We start from the raw sequence: 19,037 nt of genomic DNA, 5'->3' as shown, positions 1-19,037 counted from the left end.
CCCGTTTGTTGTAAGAACACCGCCATGAGCAAGCACCTCCCGCCCAAAGAGATTCCCGAAGACATCCGCGCCGTCCCGCTGCCGGACGCGCTGTCCGAGCGCTACCTGGCCTACGCGCTCTCCACCATCACCTCGCGCTCGCTGCCCGATGCCCGCGACGGCCTGAAGCCGGTGCAGCGCCGCGTGCTGTTCGCCATGCGGCTGCTCAAGCTCGATCCGGGCGCCGGCTACAAGAAATGCGCCCGCGTCGTCGGTGACGTGATCGGTAAATACCATCCGCACGGCGACCAGTCGGTCTATGACGCCCTGGTGCGTCTGGCGCAGGATTTCGCCCAACGCTATCCGCTCGTGGATGGGCAGGGCAACTTCGGCAATATCGACGGCGATAACGCTGCGGCCATGCGATACACCGAAGCGCGCCTCACCGAGATCGCGCATGTGCTGCTGGCCAATCTGGATGACGAGACCGTCGACTTCCGTCCCAATTATGACGGCGAGAATGACGAGCCCGTCGTGCTGCCGGCCGGCCTGCCGAATCTCATGGCCAATGGCGCCACCGGTATCGCCGTCGGCATGGCGACGTCCATTCCGCCGCATAACCTGCCCGAGCTCTGCGACGCGCTGCTGCATCTGATCAAGCACAAGAACGCCACCATCGAAAAGCTGGTCGAGTTCGTGCAGGGCCCGGATTTCCCCACCGGCGGTATTCTGGTCGAGCCGCTGTCGAGCCGCATCGAGGCCTACAAGACCGGTCGCGGCAGCTTCCGTCATCGTGCCAAATGGGTGAAGGAAGAGCTGCCGCGCGGCATGTGGCAGATTGTCGTCACCGAAATTCCCTATCAGGTGCAGAAGTCGAAGCTGATCGAGCGCATCGCCGAGCTGATCACCGACAAGAAGGCGATGCTGGTCGACGATGTGCGCGATGAATCGGCGGAAGACATCCGTCTGGTCATCATCCCGAAGAACCGCACCATCGATCCCGCCGTGCTGATGGAAAGCCTGTTCCGCACCACCGATCTGGAGACGCGCTTCCCGCTGAACCTGAATGTACTGGACGGCGGCAAGCTGCCGCGCGTGATGAACCTGCGCGAAGTGCTGCAGGCCTATCTGGATCACCGCCACGAGGTTCTGGAGCGCAAGAGCAAATACCGCCAGGGCAAGATCGAGCATCGCCTTGAGGTGCTCGACGGCTACCTGATCGCCTATCTGAACCTCGACGAGCTGATCGAGATCATCCGCCGCGAGGATGAGCCCAAGCCGGCGATGATCAAGCGCTTCAAGCTCACCGATGTGCAGGCCGAAGCCATCCTCAACATGCGCCTGCGCTCCCTGCGCAAGCTGGAGGAGATGGAGCTGCGCGGCGAGCATAAGGAACTGTCGAAAGAACTGGCCGATCTGAAGAAACTGCTGGGCGACGAAGACCTGCGCTGGAGCGCGATTGCCGGCGAAATCCAGGAACTGAAGAAGCAGTTCGGCCCCAAGACTGCACTGGGCAAGCGCCGCACGCTGGTTGGTGATGCGCCGGTGATTTCGGAAGAAGCCTTCGAGGTGCTGGTCGAGCGCGAACCGATCACCGTGATCTGCTCGGCCAAGGGTTGGATCCGCGCCATCAAGGGCCATGTCGCCGATGACGGCACTGCTTCCTTTAAGGAAGGGGATAAGGGCCGCTTCTGGATGCATGCCGAGACCACCGACAAGCTGCTGCTGTTCGGTACCAACGGTCGCGCCTACACCATCGCCTGTGACAAGCTGCCGCGCGGTCGCGGCCATGGCGAGCCGGTGCGCCTGATGATCGATCTGGGCAACGACCAGGACATCGTCACGCTGTTCAAGTATCAGGGCGACCGCAAGTTCCTGGTCGCCGGCTCCGACGGACGCGGTTTCATCTGCGCCGAAGAGGAGATGCAGGCGGCCACCCGCACCGGCAAGCAGATTCTGAATCTGCAAACCCCGGCCGAGGCCTGTGTGCTGACCCAGGTGGAAGGCGACACGGTTGCGGTGGTGGGCGAGAACCGCAAGCTGTTGCTGTTCCCGTTGTCGGAACTGCCCGAGATGACCAAGGGACGCGGCATCACCCTGCAGAAATACAAGGATGGCGGCCTGCTGGACGCCAAGACCTTCACCTACAAGCAGGGCCTGACCTGGACGGATTCCTCGGGTCGCACCAAGACCGAGACCGACCTGAAGGAATATCGCGGCGAGCGGGCGCAGGCCGGCCGCATCGTGCCGCGCGGCTTCAACAAGAACGGCCGGTTCTCGTAACGCCACAGGTTGTCACCCTCGGATTTATTCCGAGGGTCCATTTGTGTGTTCCGATGCATGGATGGTTGGGATGGACCCCAGGGACAAGCCCTAGGGTGACGGTCTTCTCTTAGCTCGCCGCCTTCAGCTTGTCTTTTTCGTAGCCGGCGACACGCTTGTAGTTGTCGGTGATCGCGGTCAGTTCGGCCGGGCTGATCACATCCTCGATCTTGCCAAACGGCTTGTCGCCGGTGCGCTCGAACACCTCGCGCAGGATCGCATCCGGCGGGTTGATGCGGTTGGTCAGCACCACGTTGGTCGTCGCCGGCAGGCGCTTGGCTTCATAGGCCTGCAGCGCCTCGCGCGGGTCGGCGCTTTCGCCCAGCAGGTCGGTCAGCACGCGGGTATCGATGATCGCCTGGCCGGCGCCGTTGGAACCGCGCGGCACCATCGGATGCGCCGCATCGCCCAGCAGCGTGACGCGGCCGTCGGTCCAGCGCTCCAGCGGCTCCTGGTCCACCATCGGGAATTCCAGCGCCATGTCGGCGTCGCGGATCATCTTCGGCACGTCCAGCCAGTCGAAATGCCAGTCGGCAAAGGCGGGCAGGAAGTCGTCCAGGTTTCCTGGCCGGCTCCAGTCGCGCTTGCGGTAGGTCGGCGTCTCGATCTCGGCCACCCAGTTCATCAGCTGGTTGCCGGCGGCGTCGATGTTTTCGCGGATCGGGTAGATCACCATCTTGCCATGGCTGAGCCAGCCGGCGCGCACCATGCAGGCGCCCGACAGGATCGGCTGCATGCGCGTCACGCCGCGCCACATGTTGACGCCGGAATAGCGCGGCTCGCCTTCACCCGGATGCATCTGCTTGCGGATGGCGGAATGAATGCCGTCGCAGGCGATGATAACATCGGCGCTCTGGTCGGGCAGGGCTTCGCCGGTCTCGGGATTGCGGAACGTTGCCGTGGCCTTTTGCGCGTCCTGCGTATAGCCGGTGCATTGCCAGCCGGTCTGGATGCGGTCCTTGCCGAGGCGTCGTTGTGCCGCGTCGAGCAACAGCATTTGAAGATCGCCGCGATGGATCGAGAATTGCGGCCAGTCATAGCCGGCGGCGCGGCCGAGCGGCTCGCGATGGATCAGCTGGCCGAAGCGGTTAAAAAAGGCCGCATCCTTGGTGGTGACCGCCACCTTCGCCAGTTCGCTTTCCAGCCCCAGCCGGATCAGCTCCTTGGTGCTGTGCGGCAGCAGGTTGACGCCGACGCCGATCGGCCTGATCTGCGGCGCCATCTCGAAGACGCGGCAGGGAATGCCGCGCTCGTGCAGGCTCAGCGCCAGCGTGAGACCGCCGATGCCGCCGCCGATGATGATCACATCCATACTGGTACCCTTAACTATGTGCTGAACGCGACGCTTACTCGGCTTCGATCTTGGCTTCGGTGACGACCTTGTTCCAGCGCGCGAGGTCGCTGGCGGTCAGCTTGGCCAGCGCATCAGGCGTGCTGGTCTTCACCACCAGGCCCTGCTTCTGGATGGTGTCGCGCACGCCGGCTTCGCCCAGGATGGCGTTCAGCTCGCTGTTCAGCGCCTTCACCATCGCGTCCGGCGTCTTGGCCGGGGCATACATGGCGTACCACAGGTCGACATCAAAGCCGGTGACGCCCTGTTCGGCCAGCGTCGGCAGCTGCGTCGCGATCGGCGAGCGCTCGGCGCTGGTCACGCCCAGCACGCGCAGGCGGTTGTCGGGCAGGAAGGGCAGTGCGGTATGCACCGGCAGGATCATCACGCCGACGGTGCCGCCCAACAGGTCCTGCACCGCGCCGCCCGACCCCTTGTAGGGGATGTGGTTGAGGTTGATGCCGGCGGCCAGCTTGAAGGATTCCATGGCCAGATGCTGCGGTGTGCCGTTGCCAGGCGAGGCATAGTCGATCTTGCCCGGGTTGGCCTTGGCCAGGGCGATGAACTCCTTCGCGTTCGTTGCCTTCACGGAAGGGTGCACGGTCAGCGCCATCTGGCCTTGCGCGATCAGGCCGATCGGCGCGAAGTCCTTGTTCACGTCATAGGGCACGTTCTTGTACAGCGACGGCGTCATGGTGAAGGTGTTGGCCGTCACCATCAGCGTGTAGCCGTCGGCCGGCGAGGTGGCTACCACCTGGCTGCCGATGTTGCCCGAGGCGCCGACGCGGTTTTCCACGATCACCGGCTGGCCGGAACGGGCGCGCATCTGCTCGCCGATCACGCGGGCCAGGATGTCCATGCCGGTGCCCGGCGTGAAGGGGACGATGATCTTGATCGGGCGCTGGATCAGCGACTGGGCAGCCGCTGATGGAGACAGGGCCGGCAGGCTGAAGGTGGCGGCGGCCGCGACGGCGCAGGCGGCCAGCAGGGCGCGGCGGGTCGAGCGAAGCGGGGCAGTGCGGACGGCGGTCATGATTTTTCTCCCTTGGGGCGTCCCCGGCGGGCACCCATATTCAGCATACGTCTGACTATTACGCCGGCCGATGCCTGTGTCAATTCACGAAATATGTTATGGGATCGGGGACGGGGACGATCATGGCCAAGACAGAACGCAACGAGCATCCGGTACCTGAGATATACGACCGTGCCGGGTTTCAGATTCGGCGCGCACACCAGAATTCGGTGTCGACGTTTTTGCAGATGCTCAAGCCGCATGACCTGACGCCACCGCAATATGGCGCCCTGTCGGTCGTGCTGCGATGGGGGCCGATCAGCCAGATCGATCTCGCACGCAGCCTGGGCTTCGACCGTTCCACCACCGCACTCGTCGTCGGACTGCTGGTGAAGCGCAAGCTGATCGCCAAGACCGCCGATGCGAAAGACCGTCGCAAATTCGCGCTCACGCTCACGCCGGCAGGCAAGAAGCTGGTGCAGTCCTGTGCAGTGGATGCGAATGCGGTGCGCGAGGCGCTGCTCGCGCCTTTCACCAAGCAGGAAGCGGCCGAGTTCCTGCGGCTGCTGCGCAAGTTCAACGATGCTTTCGATGGCGTATCGAAAGCGCCGCCTGTGGTGGGGCGCAAGCCGCGCGGCTGATACTCCTTCTGTAGTACGATGATCAGTGTATGCAAGCGAAGAGAGAAATTCTTTCCGCTGGACAGCTCTTGCGTTGCATCCGTCATGCTCTCGCCGTAATTCGGCAATGAGTTAGAACGCGGGTGTAATTGTGATGTCGAGCATGGCCGGGGTAGGCAGTGCAGACGATCAGTCGATGACTGATTGTGATGATATGCAGGCCAGTCGGCCAATCGGGTGGATCTATGCGCTGATTGATCCGCGCGACCACTGCATTTTCTATGTCGGTCAGACCCGCGATATCGAAACACGCAAGCGCATGCATTTCGCCGGCGGTCATTCCGTATCCGGCGAGAAGATCAAGGTCATCCGCAAGAACGGTCTGCTGCCGCTGGTCGTCATTCTGCAGGCTGATGTACCTGCTGATCGCCTGATGGCGGCGGAGACATTCTGGATCGGCCTGCTGCGGCTGCGCGGCAGCATGTTGCTGAATGTGCCGTCCGATGGAGATGCGCGTCGTCGACTTTGGCATGATGCGCGCAGCGAAGGCTTTGGTGCGCCGCGTCTGGAGCCTGACTTAGGCGATGGTCTGGCGGAGGAGGTGGAACCACCGCCGCATCCTGGCCGCGAGCAGCGTCGGCAGCAGCGTGTGCGCGACCTGGGCCAGCGGATCAACACCGGTAAGGCCTGGACGCGGCAGGAGGAACTGGCGATCTGCGCGCTGTTCCGGCGCGGGTTGCGGGCCGACGATATCGCCCGTCGTGTCGGTCGCTCGCGCGATGCCGTGGCCTCACGGCTGGTCCGGCTCGGACTGGTGGAGGAGCGGGACTGAATCAAAAGGCCGGCCTGACGAGGTCAGACCGGCCGGATGTCAGTCACGGTATGGTTTGTGGCGCTTACAGAACGCCAAAGAGATAAAGCAGAATGATGATCGGGATCGGAATACCGATCAGCCACAGTAAAATGCCACGCATCTCAAAACTCCTCTTTCCATAAATAACCTCCCCATAAACGCTTGATGCGACATTTCGTTTCACGTTTGCGCCGCCGCTTCACGCCGTCGCGCGAAGGCTGTCTGATAGGGCAGCGGTGTTGCCGAGTCTCGCCGCTTGTACTATATTTGTTCTTTAGGTGCCGGGTGGGCTGGCGAGGGGTGTTCTGCATGACATTGCAGGCGGCAGGGTTGGTCAGGATTGGCCAAAATTGGTCAGGATTGGCTGGAATAGGCTCGAATAGGCTTAGATTGGCTCTGGTTGGGCCGTATTTGGCCGCTGGTAGGCTCCAACTGGCCAAGAATGGCACCGGGGCTGGCCCATGCTGATGGATTACCTGCAGGCTGCGTTCCTGGGAATTGTCGAGGGATTGACGGAGTTTATCCCGGTCTCCTCGACCGGCCACCTGATCCTGCTGGTCGATCTGCTCGGTTTCGAGGGCCCGCCGGGCAAGGTTTTCGAGATCGCCATCCAGCTTGGCGCCATCCTGGCCATCTGCCTGGTCTACTGGCCGCGCCTCTGGGGCACGCTTTCGGGGCTGGGGCGCAACGACACCGCCAACCGTTTCGCCGTCAATGTGCTGTTCGGCTTCCTGCCGGCGCTGGTGATCGGCTTCTTCGCCCATGGCTTCATCAAGAGCGTGCTGTTCAATCCCTGGGTCGTGTCGGTGGCGCTGGTGGTCGGCGGGCTGCTGATCCTGCTGATCGAGCGCCGGGTAGGGACGGGCGAGGTCGAAAGCGTCGACGACTTCAAATTCCGCCTCAGCCTGAAGATCGGCTTCCTGCAATGCCTGGCCATGATTCCCGGCGTGTCGCGCTCGGGCGCCACCATCATGGGGGCGCGCCTGCTGGGCGTGCAGCGCGCGGCGGCGGCGGAGTTCTCCTTCTTCCTCGCCGTGCCCACCATGGTGGCCGCCACGGCCTATGACCTGTTCAAGAACTGGAAGAGCCTGACCCTGGACGGCGCGGGGCTGATCGCCGTCGGCTTTATCACCGCCTTCCTTTGCGCCCTGCTGGTGGTGCGGGCGGTGATCGGCTTCATCAACCGCTACGGCTTCACGCCGTTTGCCTATTACCGCATTGCCATCGGCCTCGTGATGCTTGCCGTCCTGTCGCTGCGATAGAAGAATGCCGGGAAAGGGAGGAACCGCTCATGCAACATGAGGGGCTGCCGTCCTCCGTCTACGCGGCTTTCCGGCAGACGGCGACGGCGCATCGCGAAAGCAGTTTTCTCTGCGTGCCGGCGCGTGTTGGCCGTGACTGGGCGCCGGAAGGTCTGGAGTTGACCTACGGCGCGGTTCTGGCCATCGTCGATGCGCTGAAGGACCGCTATGCCGCCGCCGGCTATGGCCTGGGCCATCGCGTCGCGTTGCTGCTCGACATGCGGCCGGAATTCTTTTTTCACTATCTGGCGCTGAACGGTCTTGGCTGCGGAATCGTGCCGGTCAATCCTGATTACCGCCATGACGAGATGCTGTTCCTCGCCGAACATTCCGAAGCCGACCTCGCCGTGGTGCTGCCCAATCGCATCGATGACCTGTGCAAGGTGGCGGCCGAGCGCAGGGCCAAGCCGCTGCCGGTGCTGAACGGCCTCGACATGCCGGTCGATCTGCCCACACCGCAGACGAAACCGCGCGCCGGCAAGCCGGATCACGATACCGAATATTCGCTGCTCTATACGTCAGGCACCACCGGCCAGCCCAAGGGCTGCGTGCTGACCAACTTCTACACGCTGAATGCCGGGCAGTGGTATGCGCGGCTTGGTGGCCGGCTGGCGATGCGGCACGGGCAGGAGCGCTTCTACAATCCGCTGCCACTGTTCCACATGAACCATGGCGCGATCACGGTGGCCTGCGCCATCCTCGGCGCGCATTGCCTGATCCTGACTGAACGCTTCAGTCCGAACCGCTGGTGGCAGGAGATCGCGCAGACGAAGGCCACCATTATCCATTATCTCGGCGTGGTGCCGCCGTTGCTGCTCAACCAGCCGGTCAGCGCGGAAGAGAAGCAGCACACGGTGCGCTTCGGCCTGGGCGCCGGTGTCGAGCCGCAGTTGCACAAGCCGTTTGAGGATCGCTTCGGCTTTCCGCTCTGCGAGGTCTGGGGCATGACCGAGACGGGGCGCATCTTCTGCGACTGCATCGAGCCACGCCAGATTGACACCCGCGCCTTCGGACGGCCGCTGCCCGGCCTGCAGGCCATGGTGGCCGATGAAGCGGGCAACGAAGTGCCGCGCGGGCAGGAGGGCGAATTGCTGGTGCGGCATTCGGCCACCACGCCGCGCTACGGTTTCTTTGCCGGCTACCTGAAGAATGATGCGGCGACTGAAGACTCCTGGCGCGGCGGCTGGTTCCACACCGGCGATGTGGTGCGGCAGGCCGAAGACGGCATGATGGTGTTCGTCGACCGCAAGAAGAATATCATTCGTCGCTCGGGTGAGAATATTGCCGCCGCCGAGATCGAGGCCTGCCTGCAGGCCCATGACGCCGTGGCGCAGGTGGCGGTGCTGGCCGCGCCGGATGAAATCCGCGAAGAGGAAGTGATGGCCTGTGTTGTGCCGATGGCCGGGCAGGCGGCCGGGCCGGAACTCGCGGCGCAGCTGTTCGACTGGTGCTTCGAGCGGCTTGCCTATTTCAAGGCGCCGGGCTGGGTGCTGTTTGTCGACAGCCTGCCCACCACCGGCACCCAGAAGGTGCAGAAGACGCAGATTTTCAGAAGCGGGGAGGACCCGCGCCAGCGCCCGGGGATTATCGACCTGCGTGGCCGGAAGAAGCGCTAGACTGCGACATGATGTGCGTAGCCCCGGTCTTGACCGATGCTGGGTGCCGGTCTTTGTTCTGGACCGGAATTATCGAGGGATTTGATCATGGCGACGACGATTACGGCGATGGTGACGGAACGGCGGCAGCAGGATGCTCGCGCCGTGGCGCTGTGGCTGTTCGCCGTCGCCGGATTGGTGGCCCTGATGGTGGTGATCGGCGGTCTCACCCGCCTGACCGAGTCCGGCCTGTCCATGGTGGAGTGGAAGCCGATCACCGGCTGGCTGCCGCCGCTGTCGGATGCGGCCTGGGCAGCCGAGTTCGAGAAGTACAAGCAGTTTCCCGAATACCAGAAAGTGAATATCGGGATGACGCTGGAAGGCTTCAAAAGCATCTTCTGGCTTGAATACATCCATCGCCTGCTCGGCCGCCTGATCGGCGTCGCCTTCGCGCTGCCGATGATCGCCTTCTGGATTGGCGGCCGCATTCCTGCCGGCATGAAGCGGCATCTGGTGCTGATGTTCCTGCTCGGCGGCAGCCAGGGCGCGCTGGGCTGGTTCATGGTGGCCAGCGGGCTGGTCGATCATCCTGATGTCAGCCACTACCGCCTGACCGCGCATCTGGGTCTGGCCTTCTTCATCTATGCCTATCTGCTCTGGGGTGCGCTATCGCTCATCCGTCACGGCGGCATGGTGTCGGCGAAAGGCGGCGGTATTGCCGCGGTGCTGACGGTCGTCGTCTTCCTGCAGGTGCTGTCGGGCGGTCTGGTTGCCGGTATGAATGCCGGCCTTGCGTATAATACCTGGCCGCTGATGGACGGCGCCTTCATCCCCGATGGCCTGCTGATCGTGCAGCCCTGGTGGATAAACTTTTTCGAGAACGCGATGACCGTGCAGTTCCAGCATCGGATGCTGGCCTACACCATCTTCGTGATGGCGCTCGCCACGTCAGTGATGCTGAAGCAGCGCGCACCCACTGGCCTGCGCCATGGCCTGCTCACTGCCGTGCTGGTGCAGGCGGGACTGGGCATCGCCACGCTGCTGCATCATGTGCCGGTCGCCCTGGGCACGCTGCATCAGGCCGGCGCGGTGGTGGTGATGGGTGTCGTCGTGGCGCTGTGGCATGACCAGGCGCTGAAGGCCGCCAGCGATGACTGAGATTGTCCTGCTCTACTGCACAACCGCGAGCGTCACCGAAGCCGAGGCGATCGCCGAGACGGTGGTGGGGCAGAAGCTGGCCGCCTGCGCCAACATCATTCCGGGCATGAAGTCCGTCTACTGGTGGCAGGGCAAGATGGAGAAGGGCGAGGAAGCCGTGCTGATCCTCAAGACCCGCCCTGATCTGGTGGACGCTGCCACCGCCGCCGTGAAGGCCGCCCATAGCTACAGCGTGCCCTGCGTGCTGCCGCTGACCGTCGGGCAAGGCGGCAATCCGGATTACATCGCCTGGCTGCTCAAAGAGACCACAAGGTCGTGATCGGTCTTTTCCCGGGACGCCACGAGGACTACATCTGAGTGATCAGCCCCTGGAGCCCGCCATGTCCCGCCTGACCATTGCTTCCGCCTTTGCCGCCCTGATGCTGGTGGCCGCCGCGCCGGCCGCCTTTGCGTTCGAGAAGGGCCGCGCCATTCCGGCGCCGGTGACGGATGTGGCCGCGAAGGGCTCAGCCTCGGCCGTCGCCATCTTTGCCGGCGGCTGCTTCTGGGGTGTCCAGGGCGTGTTCCAGCATACCGAGGGCGTGCTTAATGCCGTGTCGGGCTATGCCGGCGGCGACCAGGCCTCGGCCGACTACAAGAAGGTGAGCAGCGGCGTCACCGCCCATGCCGAGGCTGTCGAGATCACCTACGACCCGGCCAAGATCAGTTATGGCAAGCTGCTGCAGATTTATTTCTCGGTCGCCCATAACCCGACCCAGCTCAACCGGCAGGGTCCTGATGTGGGGCCGCAATACCGCTCGACGATCTTCCCGATCGATGGCGAGCAGGAGCGGGTGGCCAAGGCCTATATCGCCCAGCTCAATCAGGCCAAGGCTTTCGACAAGCCGGTCGTGACAACCATCGAGCCGGGCAAGGCCTTCCACGTGGCCGAGGACTATCATCAGGATTACATGACCCTGCATCCGACCCAGCCCTATATCGCCTTCAACGACCTGCCCAAGATCGGCGAGTTGAAGAAGTTCTTCCCGGCGGTTTATCGCGATAAGCCGGTGCTGGTGAAGGCCGGGTCCTGATTGTTGCGGTACATTTTCGGGCTTGCCTGAGCGGGCTGTGGGAGTAGGCTTCGCGGTATCCCCAGGAGAGTCGCGATGTCCCGCTATTCCGGTTTCCTGACGCTGACTTTTTCCAGCGTCGCCCATACCTTTTCCCATCTTTTCACGCTGCTCTACGCCACCGTGGTTCTGGTGCTCGAACGCGAATGGGGCATGGGCTACGACACGCTGTTCGCGCTCTCGATTCCGATGAGCGTGCTGTTCGGCGCCGCGGCATTGCCTGCCGGCTGGCTGGGCGACAAGTGGAGCGCGTCGGGGATGATGGCGTTGTTCTTCCTCGGCGTCGGCGCCTGTTCGATCCTCACCGGCTTTGCTGATACACCGCTGACCATCTGTCTCGGGCTGGCGGGCCTTGGACTGTTCGCCGCCATCTATCATCCGGTCGGGATTCCATGGCTGGTGCGCAATGCGGTCAACCGCGGCCGCGCGCTCGGCATCAACGGTGTCTTCGGCTCGGTCGGCACGGCGGCTGCCGCCATCGTTGCCGGCCTGCTCGCCGATCTTTACGGATGGCGTGCTGCTTTCATTATTCCGGGCATCGTCTGCTTGATCGTCGCTGCCGCCTTCATATGGGCGCGGCAGTCGAATCTGCTGCTGGATCGCGGCGATGATCTGGTGCCGAGTGCACCGCCGGGCAAGAGCGACATCTGGCGCGTCTTCTGGGTGATGTCGGCCACCATGCTGTGCACCGGACTGATCTTCCAGGCCACCGCCTTTGCGCTGCCCAAGGTGTTCGACACGCGCCTGTCTGGTGTGTTCAACGACAGCATGCTGGGCATCGGCGGCATGGTGACCATCGTCTATACCGTCTCGGCGCTGTCGCAGCTTGTCGGCGGTGAACTGGCCGATCGCTATGCGCTACGTAGCGTCTATGCCGCCGTGCAGTGGCTGCAGATACCGGTGATTATCACAGCGATGATGCTGATCCATCCAGCCTTGGTGCCGGTAGCGGCGCTGATGGTCAGCCTCAATGTAGCGGGGCAGGCGGCCGAGAATTCGCTGCTGGCGAAATACACCCCGCCGCAATGGCGCGGGCGCGCGTTCGGCGCGAAATTCGTGCTGACGCTCGGCGTGTCGTCACTGGGCGTCGCCGTGATCCCGGTGATCTACCGCGTCACCGGCACGCTGGACGGGCTGTTCATCCTGCTGGCGGTTGCTGCCGTCGGTGCGGGCATCTTCGCGCTGCTGCTGCCGCGTGATAAAGCCGAAGCGTCAAACGCTGTGGCGCAGCCGGCCGAGTAATCAGGCCGCGTTCAGGGCCCGATCCAAATCCTTGATCAGATCGGCCACGTCCTCGATGCCGATGGACAGGCGAATGACATTGTCGCCGGCACCAGCCGCCGTGCGCTGTTCGGGCGCGAGCTGGCGATGCGTCGTCGAAGCCGGGTGGATCACCAGGCTGCGCGTGTCGCCCACATTGGCGAGATGCGAGAATATCTGCACGGTGTCGACAAACGTCATGCCGGCGTCATAGCCGCCCTTGAGGCCGAAGGTAAAGACCGAGCCTGCGCCTTTGGGCATGTAGCGCTGCGCAAGCTGATGATACTTGTCGCCCTTCAGGCCGGCGTAGGACACCCACTCGACCTTGGGATGGTTCGACAGGAACTCGGCCACGGCCTGGGCATTGTCGCAATGCTTGCGCATGCGGAGCGACAGCGTCTCCATGCCGGTCAGGATCATGAAGGAATTGAAGGGCGAGATCGCCGGGCCGAGATCGCGCAAGGAGATCGCGCGGCAGGCCACCGCGAAAGCCATGTCGCCGAAGGTCTCCCAGAAGGTGAGGCCGTGATAGGCCGGCGACGGTTGCGACAGATGCGGGAACTTGTCGTTCTGGCCCCAGTCGAACTTGCCGGAATCGACAATCACGCCGCCCATCGAGTTGCCGTGGCCGCCGAGGAACTTGGTGGCGGAATGCAGCACGATATCGGCGCCATGCTCGATCGGGCGGCACAGATACGGCGAGGCCATGGTGTTGTCGATGATCAGCGGAATGCCGTGGCGATGCGCGATCTCGGCCAGTGCCGCGATATCGACGATCACGCCGCCGGGATTGGACAGACTTTCGGCATAGATCGCCTTGGTCTTTGGCGTGATGGCTTTCTCGAAACCGGCAAGGTCGTCAGGGTCGACAAAGGTGGTATGCCAGTCAAAGCGCTTGAAGCTGACGCCGAGCTGGGTGATCGAGCCGCCATAGAGCTTGCTGGACGACACGATATGGTCGCCCGGATTCATCAGCATGTGGAAGGCGACGGCCTGAGACGCATGGCCGCTGGCCACGGCAGTCGCGGCGCGGCCGTTTTCTAAAGCTGCAACTTTCTGCTCCAGCACCGCTGTCGTCGGGTTGGTCAGGCGGGTGTAGATGTTGCCGAAGCTCTGCAGGTTGAACAGCGAGGCGGCCTGGTCGGCATCCTCGAACACAAATGCGGTGGTCTGGTAGATCGGCGTCGAGCGCGCACCGGTGGTCGGGTCGGGCGCGGTGCCGGCATGAACCTGCAGCGTATCGAAGCCGTAGGGCGAGGTGTTTTCGGCCGCGCGGCCGGTGGGAGCCGCAGCCTTGTTCTTGTCAGCCATAGGCTTAAATCCTGCGATTGCGCTTGGAATTGATGACGCGGGTGTTCACACCCATCCAGCCGATTTCCTGGCTGAGCCGTCCGTATTCGATCTTGGGGCAGCGGTTCATGACGACGTCCAGTCCGGCGGCTTCAGCCGTGCGCGCGGCATCGTCATTGCGCACGCCCAACTGCATCCACAGCACTTTCGCGCCGATCTTTATGGCTTCAGCGGCAATCGGCGGGATGGCTTCTGAATTGCGGAAGCAGTCGACCATGTCGACCTTCACCGGAATATCGGCCAGCGACGCATAGGACTTCTCGCCCAGGATGTCCTTGCCGGCTTCCTTCGGGTTCACCGGAATGACGCGGTAGCCCTTCTGCTGCAGGTATTTCATCGCAAAGAAGGAGGGGCGGTTCCAGTTGGCGCTGGCGCCCACCATGGCGATGACGTTCACCTTGCGCAGGATGCTGCGGATGTAGTCGTCGTCGTAATTGTCGTGATCGGTCTTTTCTAGCGTCGTACTCATGACTTCAGCGGCCTTCCCATTGCGGGTCGCGTTTTTCGATAAAGGCATCGATGCCTTCCTCGGCATCGCGCGCCAGCATGTTCATGGTCATCACCTGGCTGGCATAGTCATAGGCCTGCGCCAGCGGCAGGTCGATCTGGCGATAGAAGGCTTCCTTGCCGATCTTCACAGTCAGCGGCGACTTGTCGGCAATCTGCTTCGCCAGCGCCAGCGCCGCCCGGGCCAGATCGGCATCGGGTACCACGCGATTGACCAGGCCAATCTCGGCGGCGCGTGCGGCCGACTGCAGGTCCCCCGTCAGCAGCATTTCCATGGCATGCTTGGGTGCGATATTGCGCGACAGCGCCACCATCGGCGTCGAACAGAAGAGTCCGATATTGACGCCCGGCGTGGCGAAACGCGCGCTCTCGGCCGCCATCGCCAGATCGCAGCTTGCCACCAGCTGGCAACCGGCGGCCGAAGCTACGCCATGCACCTGGGCGATCACCGGCTGGGGCAGGGCGACGATGGACTGCATCAGCATCGAGCACTGGCGGAACAGCGCCTCGTAATGCTTCTGGCCGGGATTGGCGCGCACCTCTTTCAGGTCATGGCCGGCGCAGAAGCCCGGACCATTGGCGGCCACAATCACAGCTTTGACACTGCGGTCCTGCCGGATGGCATCCAGCTCGGCCTGCAGCGCATTCATCATCCCGGTCGAGAGGCTGTTATAGGCCTGCGGACGATTGAGGGTCAGCCGGACGATCCCGGCTTCCGGCTGGTCGCGCAGAACGGGGGCGGATGACGGGGTAAGGTCGGGCGCGGCGGACACAGGCTTCTCCGAAGGGGTAATGGTATCCATGATAGGGGGGTGAACGCGCCGGGGGAAGCTGCCGGGCGACCTCTTGCCCGGAGCCGCATTTTTGCCCCATTACCGGGCCATGAAAGCGGAACCCGGCCCCCCGCGGCCCCGTTGCGCCACATCCCCGGCCGGCGTAAAACCGCGCAAAGGCCACGGCTCGAATCGCAAGCTTCGGGCGCATGCCGAACAACAAGAAAGTCCTGCATCCATGATCCGTCCGATCCGTAAAGCCGTGTTCCCGGTGGGTGGCCTCGGCACCCGTTTCCTGCCCGCCACCAAGGCGATGCCGAAGGAAATGCTGCCGGTCGTCGACAAGCCGCTGATCCAGTATGCGGTCGAGGAAGCCCGTGCCGCCGGCATCGAGGAATTCATCTTCGTCACCGGTCGCGGCAAGCAGGCTATCGAGGATCATTTCGACCGCTCCTACGAACTGGAAGACGTGCTGAAGGATCGCAGCAAGACCGAGCTGCTGGAGGCGATCAACAGCTGGATGCCGCCGGCGGGCGCCGTTTCCTATACCCGCCAGATGGAGCCGCTGGGCCTCGGCCATGCCGTGCGCTGCGCCAAGGCGCTGGTTGGCGATGAACCTTTTGCCGTGCTGCTGGCGGATGACCTGATCCTGTCGAAGGACGGCTGCTTGGCTGAAATGGTCGCGGCCTACAACAAGGTTGGCGGCAACATGATCGCCGCCATGGATGTGCCGCACGAGCACACCAAGCGCTATGGCATCATCAAGCCGGGCAAGGATGCCGACAAGCTGGTGGAAGTGAAGGGTCTGGTGGAAAAGCCGAGCCCGGATGCCGCGCCCAGCAAGACGGCGGTCATCGGTCGCTATATCGTGCAGCCCCAGGTCTTCGACCATCTGGACAAGGTGCAGCGTGGTGCCGGCGGCGAAATCCAGCTGACCGACGCGCTGGCCCGCATGATCGGCGAAGTGCCGTTCAACGGCCTGCGCTTCAGCGGCACGCGCTATGACTGCGGCGACAAGATCGGCTTCCTGCATGCCAATATCGCTTTCGCGCTCGACCGTCCGGACATGCGCAAGGATGTCACGGAAATCCTGCAGGGTTACAAGACGCTTTAATCGTTGACGGCCTAGCCGGGGGAACAGACCAATGCGTGTAGCGATGATCGGCACCGGCTATGTCGGCCTGGTGTCCGGGACATGCTTCTCCGAATTCGGCCATACCGTCACATGCGTCGACAAGAATCCTGATCGCATCGAAAGCCTGAAGCGCGGCCAGAGCCCGATCTTCGAACCGGGCCTGGATGATCTGGTGGCCCGCAATGTGCGCGCCGGCCGGCTGTCCTTCAGCCATGATGTCGCCGCCGCTGTCGCCAATGCCGATGCGGTGTTCATTGCGGTGGGCACGCCGTCGCGGCGTGGCGACGGCGAGGCTGACCTGACCTATGTCTATGCCGCCGCCAAGGAGATCGCCGCCTCGCTGCAGGGCTATACACTGGTGGTGACCAAGTCCACCGTGCCGGTGGGCACTGGCCGCGAGGTCGAGCGCATCATCCGCGAGACCGCGCCGAAGGCCGATTTCGAGGTGGCCTCCAATCCGGAATTCCTGCGCGAGGGCGCGGCCATCGAGGATTTCATGCGGCCCGACCGCGTGGTCTGCGGCGCCGAAAGCGACCGGGCGCGCGAGCTGCTGCGCAATCTCTACCGGCCGCTGTACCTGAACGAGACGCCGATCCTGTTCACCGCGCTGGAAACGGCCGAACTGATTAAATATGCGGCCAATGCCTTCCTGGCCACCAAGATCACCTTCATCAACGAGATCGCCGATCTTTGCGAGAAGGTGAATGTGAATGTGCAGGATGTGGCGCGCGGCATCGGCCTGGATGGCCGCATCGGCGGCAAGTTCCTGCATGCCGGTCCGGGCTATGGCGGTTCCTGTTTCCCGAAGGATACCCAGGCGCTGGTCGCCATCGGCAAGAAGAATGCCGCACCCATGCGCATCGTCGAGACAGTGATCGACATCAATGATCGCCGCAAGCGCAGCATGGCCGAGAAGGTGATCGCGGCTTGCGGCGGCTCGGTGAAGGGCAAAACCGTCGGTGTGCTGGGCCTGACCTTCAAGCCCGAAACCGATGACATGCGCGACAGCCCCAGCCTGGAGATCGTGCCGGCATTGCAGGCGGCCGGCGCCAGCATCCGCGCCTACGATCCCGAGGGCATGCCGGAAGCCAAGAAGCTGTTGAAGGACATGGTCTGGTGCGAGGACGCCTATGACGTCGCCGCTGGCGCCGACGTACTGGTGCTGATCACCGAATGGAACCAGTTCCGCGCGCTGGACCTGACGCGCCTGAAGGGCCTGCTCAAGCAGCCGCTGGTCGTCGACCTGCGCAACGTCTACAAGCCGGCCGAAATGCGGCAGGCCGGCTACACCTATTATTCGGTCGGCCGGCCGCCGGTTAAGCCCTAAGGCTTTTTCTTTTCCGGTATCAGGTACCAGCCCAGCGTCAGCACCAGCAGCGTCATGGCCAGGCCGAAAGTCCACTGATAGGCCGCGACCGGATAGCTGCCATCCGCACCGCGCGGCCACTGGCCGATCAGCCAGCCCATGCCGGCCTGCGCGAAGAAGGCGAAGCCGAAGACTACACCATTCAGCAGGGTGTTGACCCGGCCGGCCTGTTCCAGGCTGAACTGGCTGCTCAGGATCGGATAGGCCAGCACGGTGGTGTTGCTGAGCAGGCCGAAGGCGATCCACAGCAGCGGATTGGTCGGGATCCAGCCCGAGGTCAGTGCTGCCAGCACGATGATATAGAGCGCCACGCCCCAGACCATGGTGCGCGAGAGCGGGAAGCCGCGCTGCTGCAGCCGGTCGGCGGCGATGCCGGTCAGCGTGAAGCCGGCGGTCAGTGCGGCGGCCACGATGAACAGCACCTGTGCGGCGGCGGCGCGGTCGAGGCTGCCCACGTCGCGCAGATAAGGTCCGGCCCACAGGCCCTGAATCGACAGGCCGCTACCCATGCCCATCATCGAGACCGGCGCGATACGCCAGAAACGGCGGTCCATCAGGAACTGTCCGCATTCGCGCAGCTGGGTGGCCAGGCTGCTGGTCGCGACCGGCGTGGCGCGCTCGCGCTCGGGCACCACGAAGAAGATCGCAGCCGATGCGCCGAGCGTCAGCGCGGCCAGGCCCCAGAACAGCGCGGTCCAGTGGAAATGTTCCAGCGCCAGTTCGACGGGCAGGGTTGCGGCCAGCGCACCCAGGCCGCCGGCGGTCATGAACACGCCGTTGGCCAGCGCCCAGCGTTCCTTGGGCAGCCACAGTGCAATCGCCTTCATGGCCGACATCAGTCCACCGGCAACGCCCAGACCGACCAGCGCGCGGCCGATGACCAGATGGCTGAGACCACTGCCCACGGCAAAGACGACGGCACCCAGCGCGGCCGAGAGCAGGAACATGGCCTGCACCCGGCGCGGACCGAAGCGGTCGAGCAGGATGCCCAGCGGCAGCTGCACAAGGGCGAAGGTGATGAAGTAGGCGGCAGTCAGTGTGCCGAGATCGGCGGCGCCGATGCCAAGGTCGCGCTGCAGGTTCGGCGCGATCACGGCGTTCACGCTGCGGAACAGGTAAGACATGAAATAGCCGCAGGCGAACGGCAGCAGGACGCGGAAGGCCACGAAAGCCATGCTGAAAGGAGAAGCCGACATCACACACGATCCTCTTAGGTTATGCCGTCCAGCCGGCCCGGGTGACCGGACAGAGGGAAGCAACCAAGGGGCGGGATGCCATGCCACCCGACGGATCGGGACGGCAAATCAGGGCTTCGGGCGGTGGTGATATTAGAGGCAATCGACGCATTTGTCAGCGTCAAGACG

Annotated in this window: 17 protein-coding genes; 11 read left to right on the top strand and 6 right to left on the bottom strand. The window is 63.6% G+C overall.

The window, feature by feature from the left end:
- Positions 1-24 precede the first annotated feature (24 nt).
- A complete protein-coding gene (gene parC, locus AC1RRE_RS19910; protein ID WP_492983771.1) occupies positions 25-2,262 on the top strand; it encodes a DNA topoisomerase IV subunit A in 2,238 nt (745 codons plus the stop codon).
- Between the two features lie 109 nt (positions 2,263-2,371).
- On the opposite strand, the gene AC1RRE_RS19905 is transcribed toward parC, so the two are convergent.
- Positions 2,372-3,613: a flavin-dependent oxidoreductase gene (locus tag AC1RRE_RS19905; RefSeq protein ID WP_492983769.1), complete on the bottom strand. Its 1,242-nt coding sequence runs from the start codon at positions 3,611-3,613 to the stop codon at positions 2,372-2,374.
- Between the two features lie 34 nt (positions 3,614-3,647).
- Positions 3,648-4,664 (bottom strand): Bug family tripartite tricarboxylate transporter substrate binding protein, encoded by a 1,017-nt coding sequence (locus AC1RRE_RS19900; RefSeq protein WP_492983767.1) that lies wholly within the window; start codon positions 4,662-4,664, stop codon positions 3,648-3,650.
- A 122-nt stretch (positions 4,665-4,786) separates the two neighbouring features.
- On the opposite strand from AC1RRE_RS19900, the gene AC1RRE_RS19895 reads away from it, so the two are divergent.
- The 8 genes from AC1RRE_RS19895 to AC1RRE_RS19860 all read left to right on the top strand — a co-directional run bounded on the left by AC1RRE_RS19895 (position 4,787) and on the right by AC1RRE_RS19860 (position 12,524).
- A complete protein-coding gene (locus AC1RRE_RS19895; RefSeq protein WP_492983765.1) occupies positions 4,787-5,284 on the top strand; it encodes a MarR family winged helix-turn-helix transcriptional regulator in 498 nt (165 codons plus the stop codon).
- Between the two features lie 175 nt (positions 5,285-5,459).
- The gene (locus AC1RRE_RS19890; protein WP_492983763.1) at positions 5,460-6,095 is read left to right on the top strand and encodes a GIY-YIG nuclease family protein; all 636 of its coding nucleotides are present in this window, start codon (positions 5,460-5,462) and stop codon (positions 6,093-6,095) included.
- A gap of 482 nt (positions 6,096-6,577) precedes the next feature.
- Positions 6,578-7,378 (top strand): undecaprenyl-diphosphate phosphatase, encoded by an 801-nt coding sequence (locus tag AC1RRE_RS19885; RefSeq protein ID WP_492983761.1) that lies wholly within the window; start codon positions 6,578-6,580, stop codon positions 7,376-7,378.
- A gap of 29 nt (positions 7,379-7,407) precedes the next feature.
- Positions 7,408-9,033 (top strand): AMP-binding protein, encoded by a 1,626-nt coding sequence (locus tag AC1RRE_RS19880; protein WP_492983759.1) that lies wholly within the window; start codon positions 7,408-7,410, stop codon positions 9,031-9,033.
- Positions 9,034-9,120: 87 nt separating this feature from the next.
- Positions 9,121-10,170, top strand: a complete 1,050-nt coding sequence (locus AC1RRE_RS19875) for a COX15/CtaA family protein (RefSeq protein WP_492983757.1) — start codon at positions 9,121-9,123, stop codon at positions 10,168-10,170.
- Positions 10,163-10,489 (top strand): divalent-cation tolerance protein CutA, encoded by a 327-nt coding sequence (gene cutA, locus AC1RRE_RS19870; protein ID WP_492983755.1) that lies wholly within the window; start codon positions 10,163-10,165, stop codon positions 10,487-10,489. The genes AC1RRE_RS19875 and cutA overlap by 8 nt, the downstream gene beginning before the upstream one ends.
- A gap of 61 nt (positions 10,490-10,550) precedes the next feature.
- On the top strand, positions 10,551-11,243 hold the full coding sequence (msrA, locus tag AC1RRE_RS19865; RefSeq protein WP_492983753.1) for a peptide-methionine (S)-S-oxide reductase MsrA: 693 nt from the start codon (positions 10,551-10,553) through the stop codon (positions 11,241-11,243).
- A gap of 75 nt (positions 11,244-11,318) precedes the next feature.
- Positions 11,319-12,524, top strand: a complete 1,206-nt coding sequence (locus tag AC1RRE_RS19860) for an MFS transporter (protein WP_492983751.1) — start codon at positions 11,319-11,321, stop codon at positions 12,522-12,524.
- Here the strand turns inward: AC1RRE_RS19860 and AC1RRE_RS19855 are convergent, their stop codons facing one another.
- The 3 genes from AC1RRE_RS19855 to AC1RRE_RS19845 are packed head-to-tail and all read right to left on the bottom strand — an operon-like array spanning position 12,525 to position 15,172.
- Complete coding sequence (locus AC1RRE_RS19855; RefSeq protein WP_492983749.1) at positions 12,525-13,853, bottom strand: O-acetylhomoserine aminocarboxypropyltransferase; 1,329 nt, start codon at positions 13,851-13,853, stop codon at positions 12,525-12,527.
- 4 nt (positions 13,854-13,857) lie between these two features.
- Positions 13,858-14,361 (bottom strand): CoA-binding protein, encoded by a 504-nt coding sequence (locus tag AC1RRE_RS19850; protein WP_492983747.1) that lies wholly within the window; start codon positions 14,359-14,361, stop codon positions 13,858-13,860.
- A 4-nt stretch (positions 14,362-14,365) separates the two neighbouring features.
- Complete coding sequence (locus tag AC1RRE_RS19845; RefSeq protein ID WP_492983745.1) at positions 14,366-15,172, bottom strand: enoyl-CoA hydratase; 807 nt, start codon at positions 15,170-15,172, stop codon at positions 14,366-14,368.
- A gap of 238 nt (positions 15,173-15,410) precedes the next feature.
- On the opposite strand from AC1RRE_RS19845, the gene galU reads away from it, so the two are divergent.
- The gene (gene galU, locus AC1RRE_RS19840) at positions 15,411-16,286 is read left to right on the top strand and encodes a UTP--glucose-1-phosphate uridylyltransferase GalU (protein ID WP_492983743.1); all 876 of its coding nucleotides are present in this window, start codon (positions 15,411-15,413) and stop codon (positions 16,284-16,286) included.
- 31 nt (positions 16,287-16,317) lie between these two features.
- Complete coding sequence (locus tag AC1RRE_RS19835; RefSeq protein ID WP_492983741.1) at positions 16,318-17,634, top strand: UDP-glucose dehydrogenase family protein; 1,317 nt, start codon at positions 16,318-16,320, stop codon at positions 17,632-17,634.
- Here AC1RRE_RS19835 and AC1RRE_RS19830 read toward each other — a convergent pair.
- Positions 17,631-18,869: an MFS transporter gene (locus AC1RRE_RS19830; RefSeq protein ID WP_492983739.1), complete on the bottom strand. Its 1,239-nt coding sequence runs from the start codon at positions 18,867-18,869 to the stop codon at positions 17,631-17,633. The two genes, AC1RRE_RS19835 and AC1RRE_RS19830, sit on opposite strands and share 4 nt — an antisense overlap.
- Positions 18,870-19,037: the final 168 nt, after the last annotated feature.

The sequence above is a fragment of the Ferrovibrio sp. GW821-FHT12D07 genome (assembly GCF_058807275.1).
This window is presented reverse-complemented; position numbering and strand designations above follow the sequence as displayed.

Coding starts and splice junctions, on each gene's coding strand:
- AC1RRE_RS19880 (WP_492983759.1), top strand. CDS start 7,408: ATGCAACATGAGGGGCTGCCGTCCTCCGTCTACGCGGCTTTCCGGCAG.
- AC1RRE_RS19905 (WP_492983769.1), bottom strand. CDS start 3,613: ATGGATGTGATCATCATCGGCGGCGGCATCGGCGGTCTCACGCTGGCG.
- AC1RRE_RS19890 (WP_492983763.1), top strand. CDS start 5,460: ATGACTGATTGTGATGATATGCAGGCCAGTCGGCCAATCGGGTGGATC.
- AC1RRE_RS19830 (WP_492983739.1), bottom strand. CDS start 18,869: ATGTCGGCTTCTCCTTTCAGCATGGCTTTCGTGGCCTTCCGCGTCCTG.
- AC1RRE_RS19900 (WP_492983767.1), bottom strand. CDS start 4,664: ATGACCGCCGTCCGCACTGCCCCGCTTCGCTCGACCCGCCGCGCCCTG.
- cutA (WP_492983755.1), top strand. CDS start 10,163: ATGACTGAGATTGTCCTGCTCTACTGCACAACCGCGAGCGTCACCGAA.
- AC1RRE_RS19875 (WP_492983757.1), top strand. CDS start 9,121: ATGGCGACGACGATTACGGCGATGGTGACGGAACGGCGGCAGCAGGAT.
- AC1RRE_RS19885 (WP_492983761.1), top strand. CDS start 6,578: ATGCTGATGGATTACCTGCAGGCTGCGTTCCTGGGAATTGTCGAGGGA.
- AC1RRE_RS19835 (WP_492983741.1), top strand. CDS start 16,318: ATGCGTGTAGCGATGATCGGCACCGGCTATGTCGGCCTGGTGTCCGGG.
- AC1RRE_RS19850 (WP_492983747.1), bottom strand. CDS start 14,361: ATGAGTACGACGCTAGAAAAGACCGATCACGACAATTACGACGACGAC.
- galU (WP_492983743.1), top strand. CDS start 15,411: ATGATCCGTCCGATCCGTAAAGCCGTGTTCCCGGTGGGTGGCCTCGGC.
- AC1RRE_RS19860 (WP_492983751.1), top strand. CDS start 11,319: ATGTCCCGCTATTCCGGTTTCCTGACGCTGACTTTTTCCAGCGTCGCC.
- AC1RRE_RS19895 (WP_492983765.1), top strand. CDS start 4,787: ATGGCCAAGACAGAACGCAACGAGCATCCGGTACCTGAGATATACGAC.
- AC1RRE_RS19855 (WP_492983749.1), bottom strand. CDS start 13,853: ATGGCTGACAAGAACAAGGCTGCGGCTCCCACCGGCCGCGCGGCCGAA.
- msrA (WP_492983753.1), top strand. CDS start 10,551: ATGTCCCGCCTGACCATTGCTTCCGCCTTTGCCGCCCTGATGCTGGTG.
- parC (WP_492983771.1), top strand. CDS start 25: ATGAGCAAGCACCTCCCGCCCAAAGAGATTCCCGAAGACATCCGCGCC.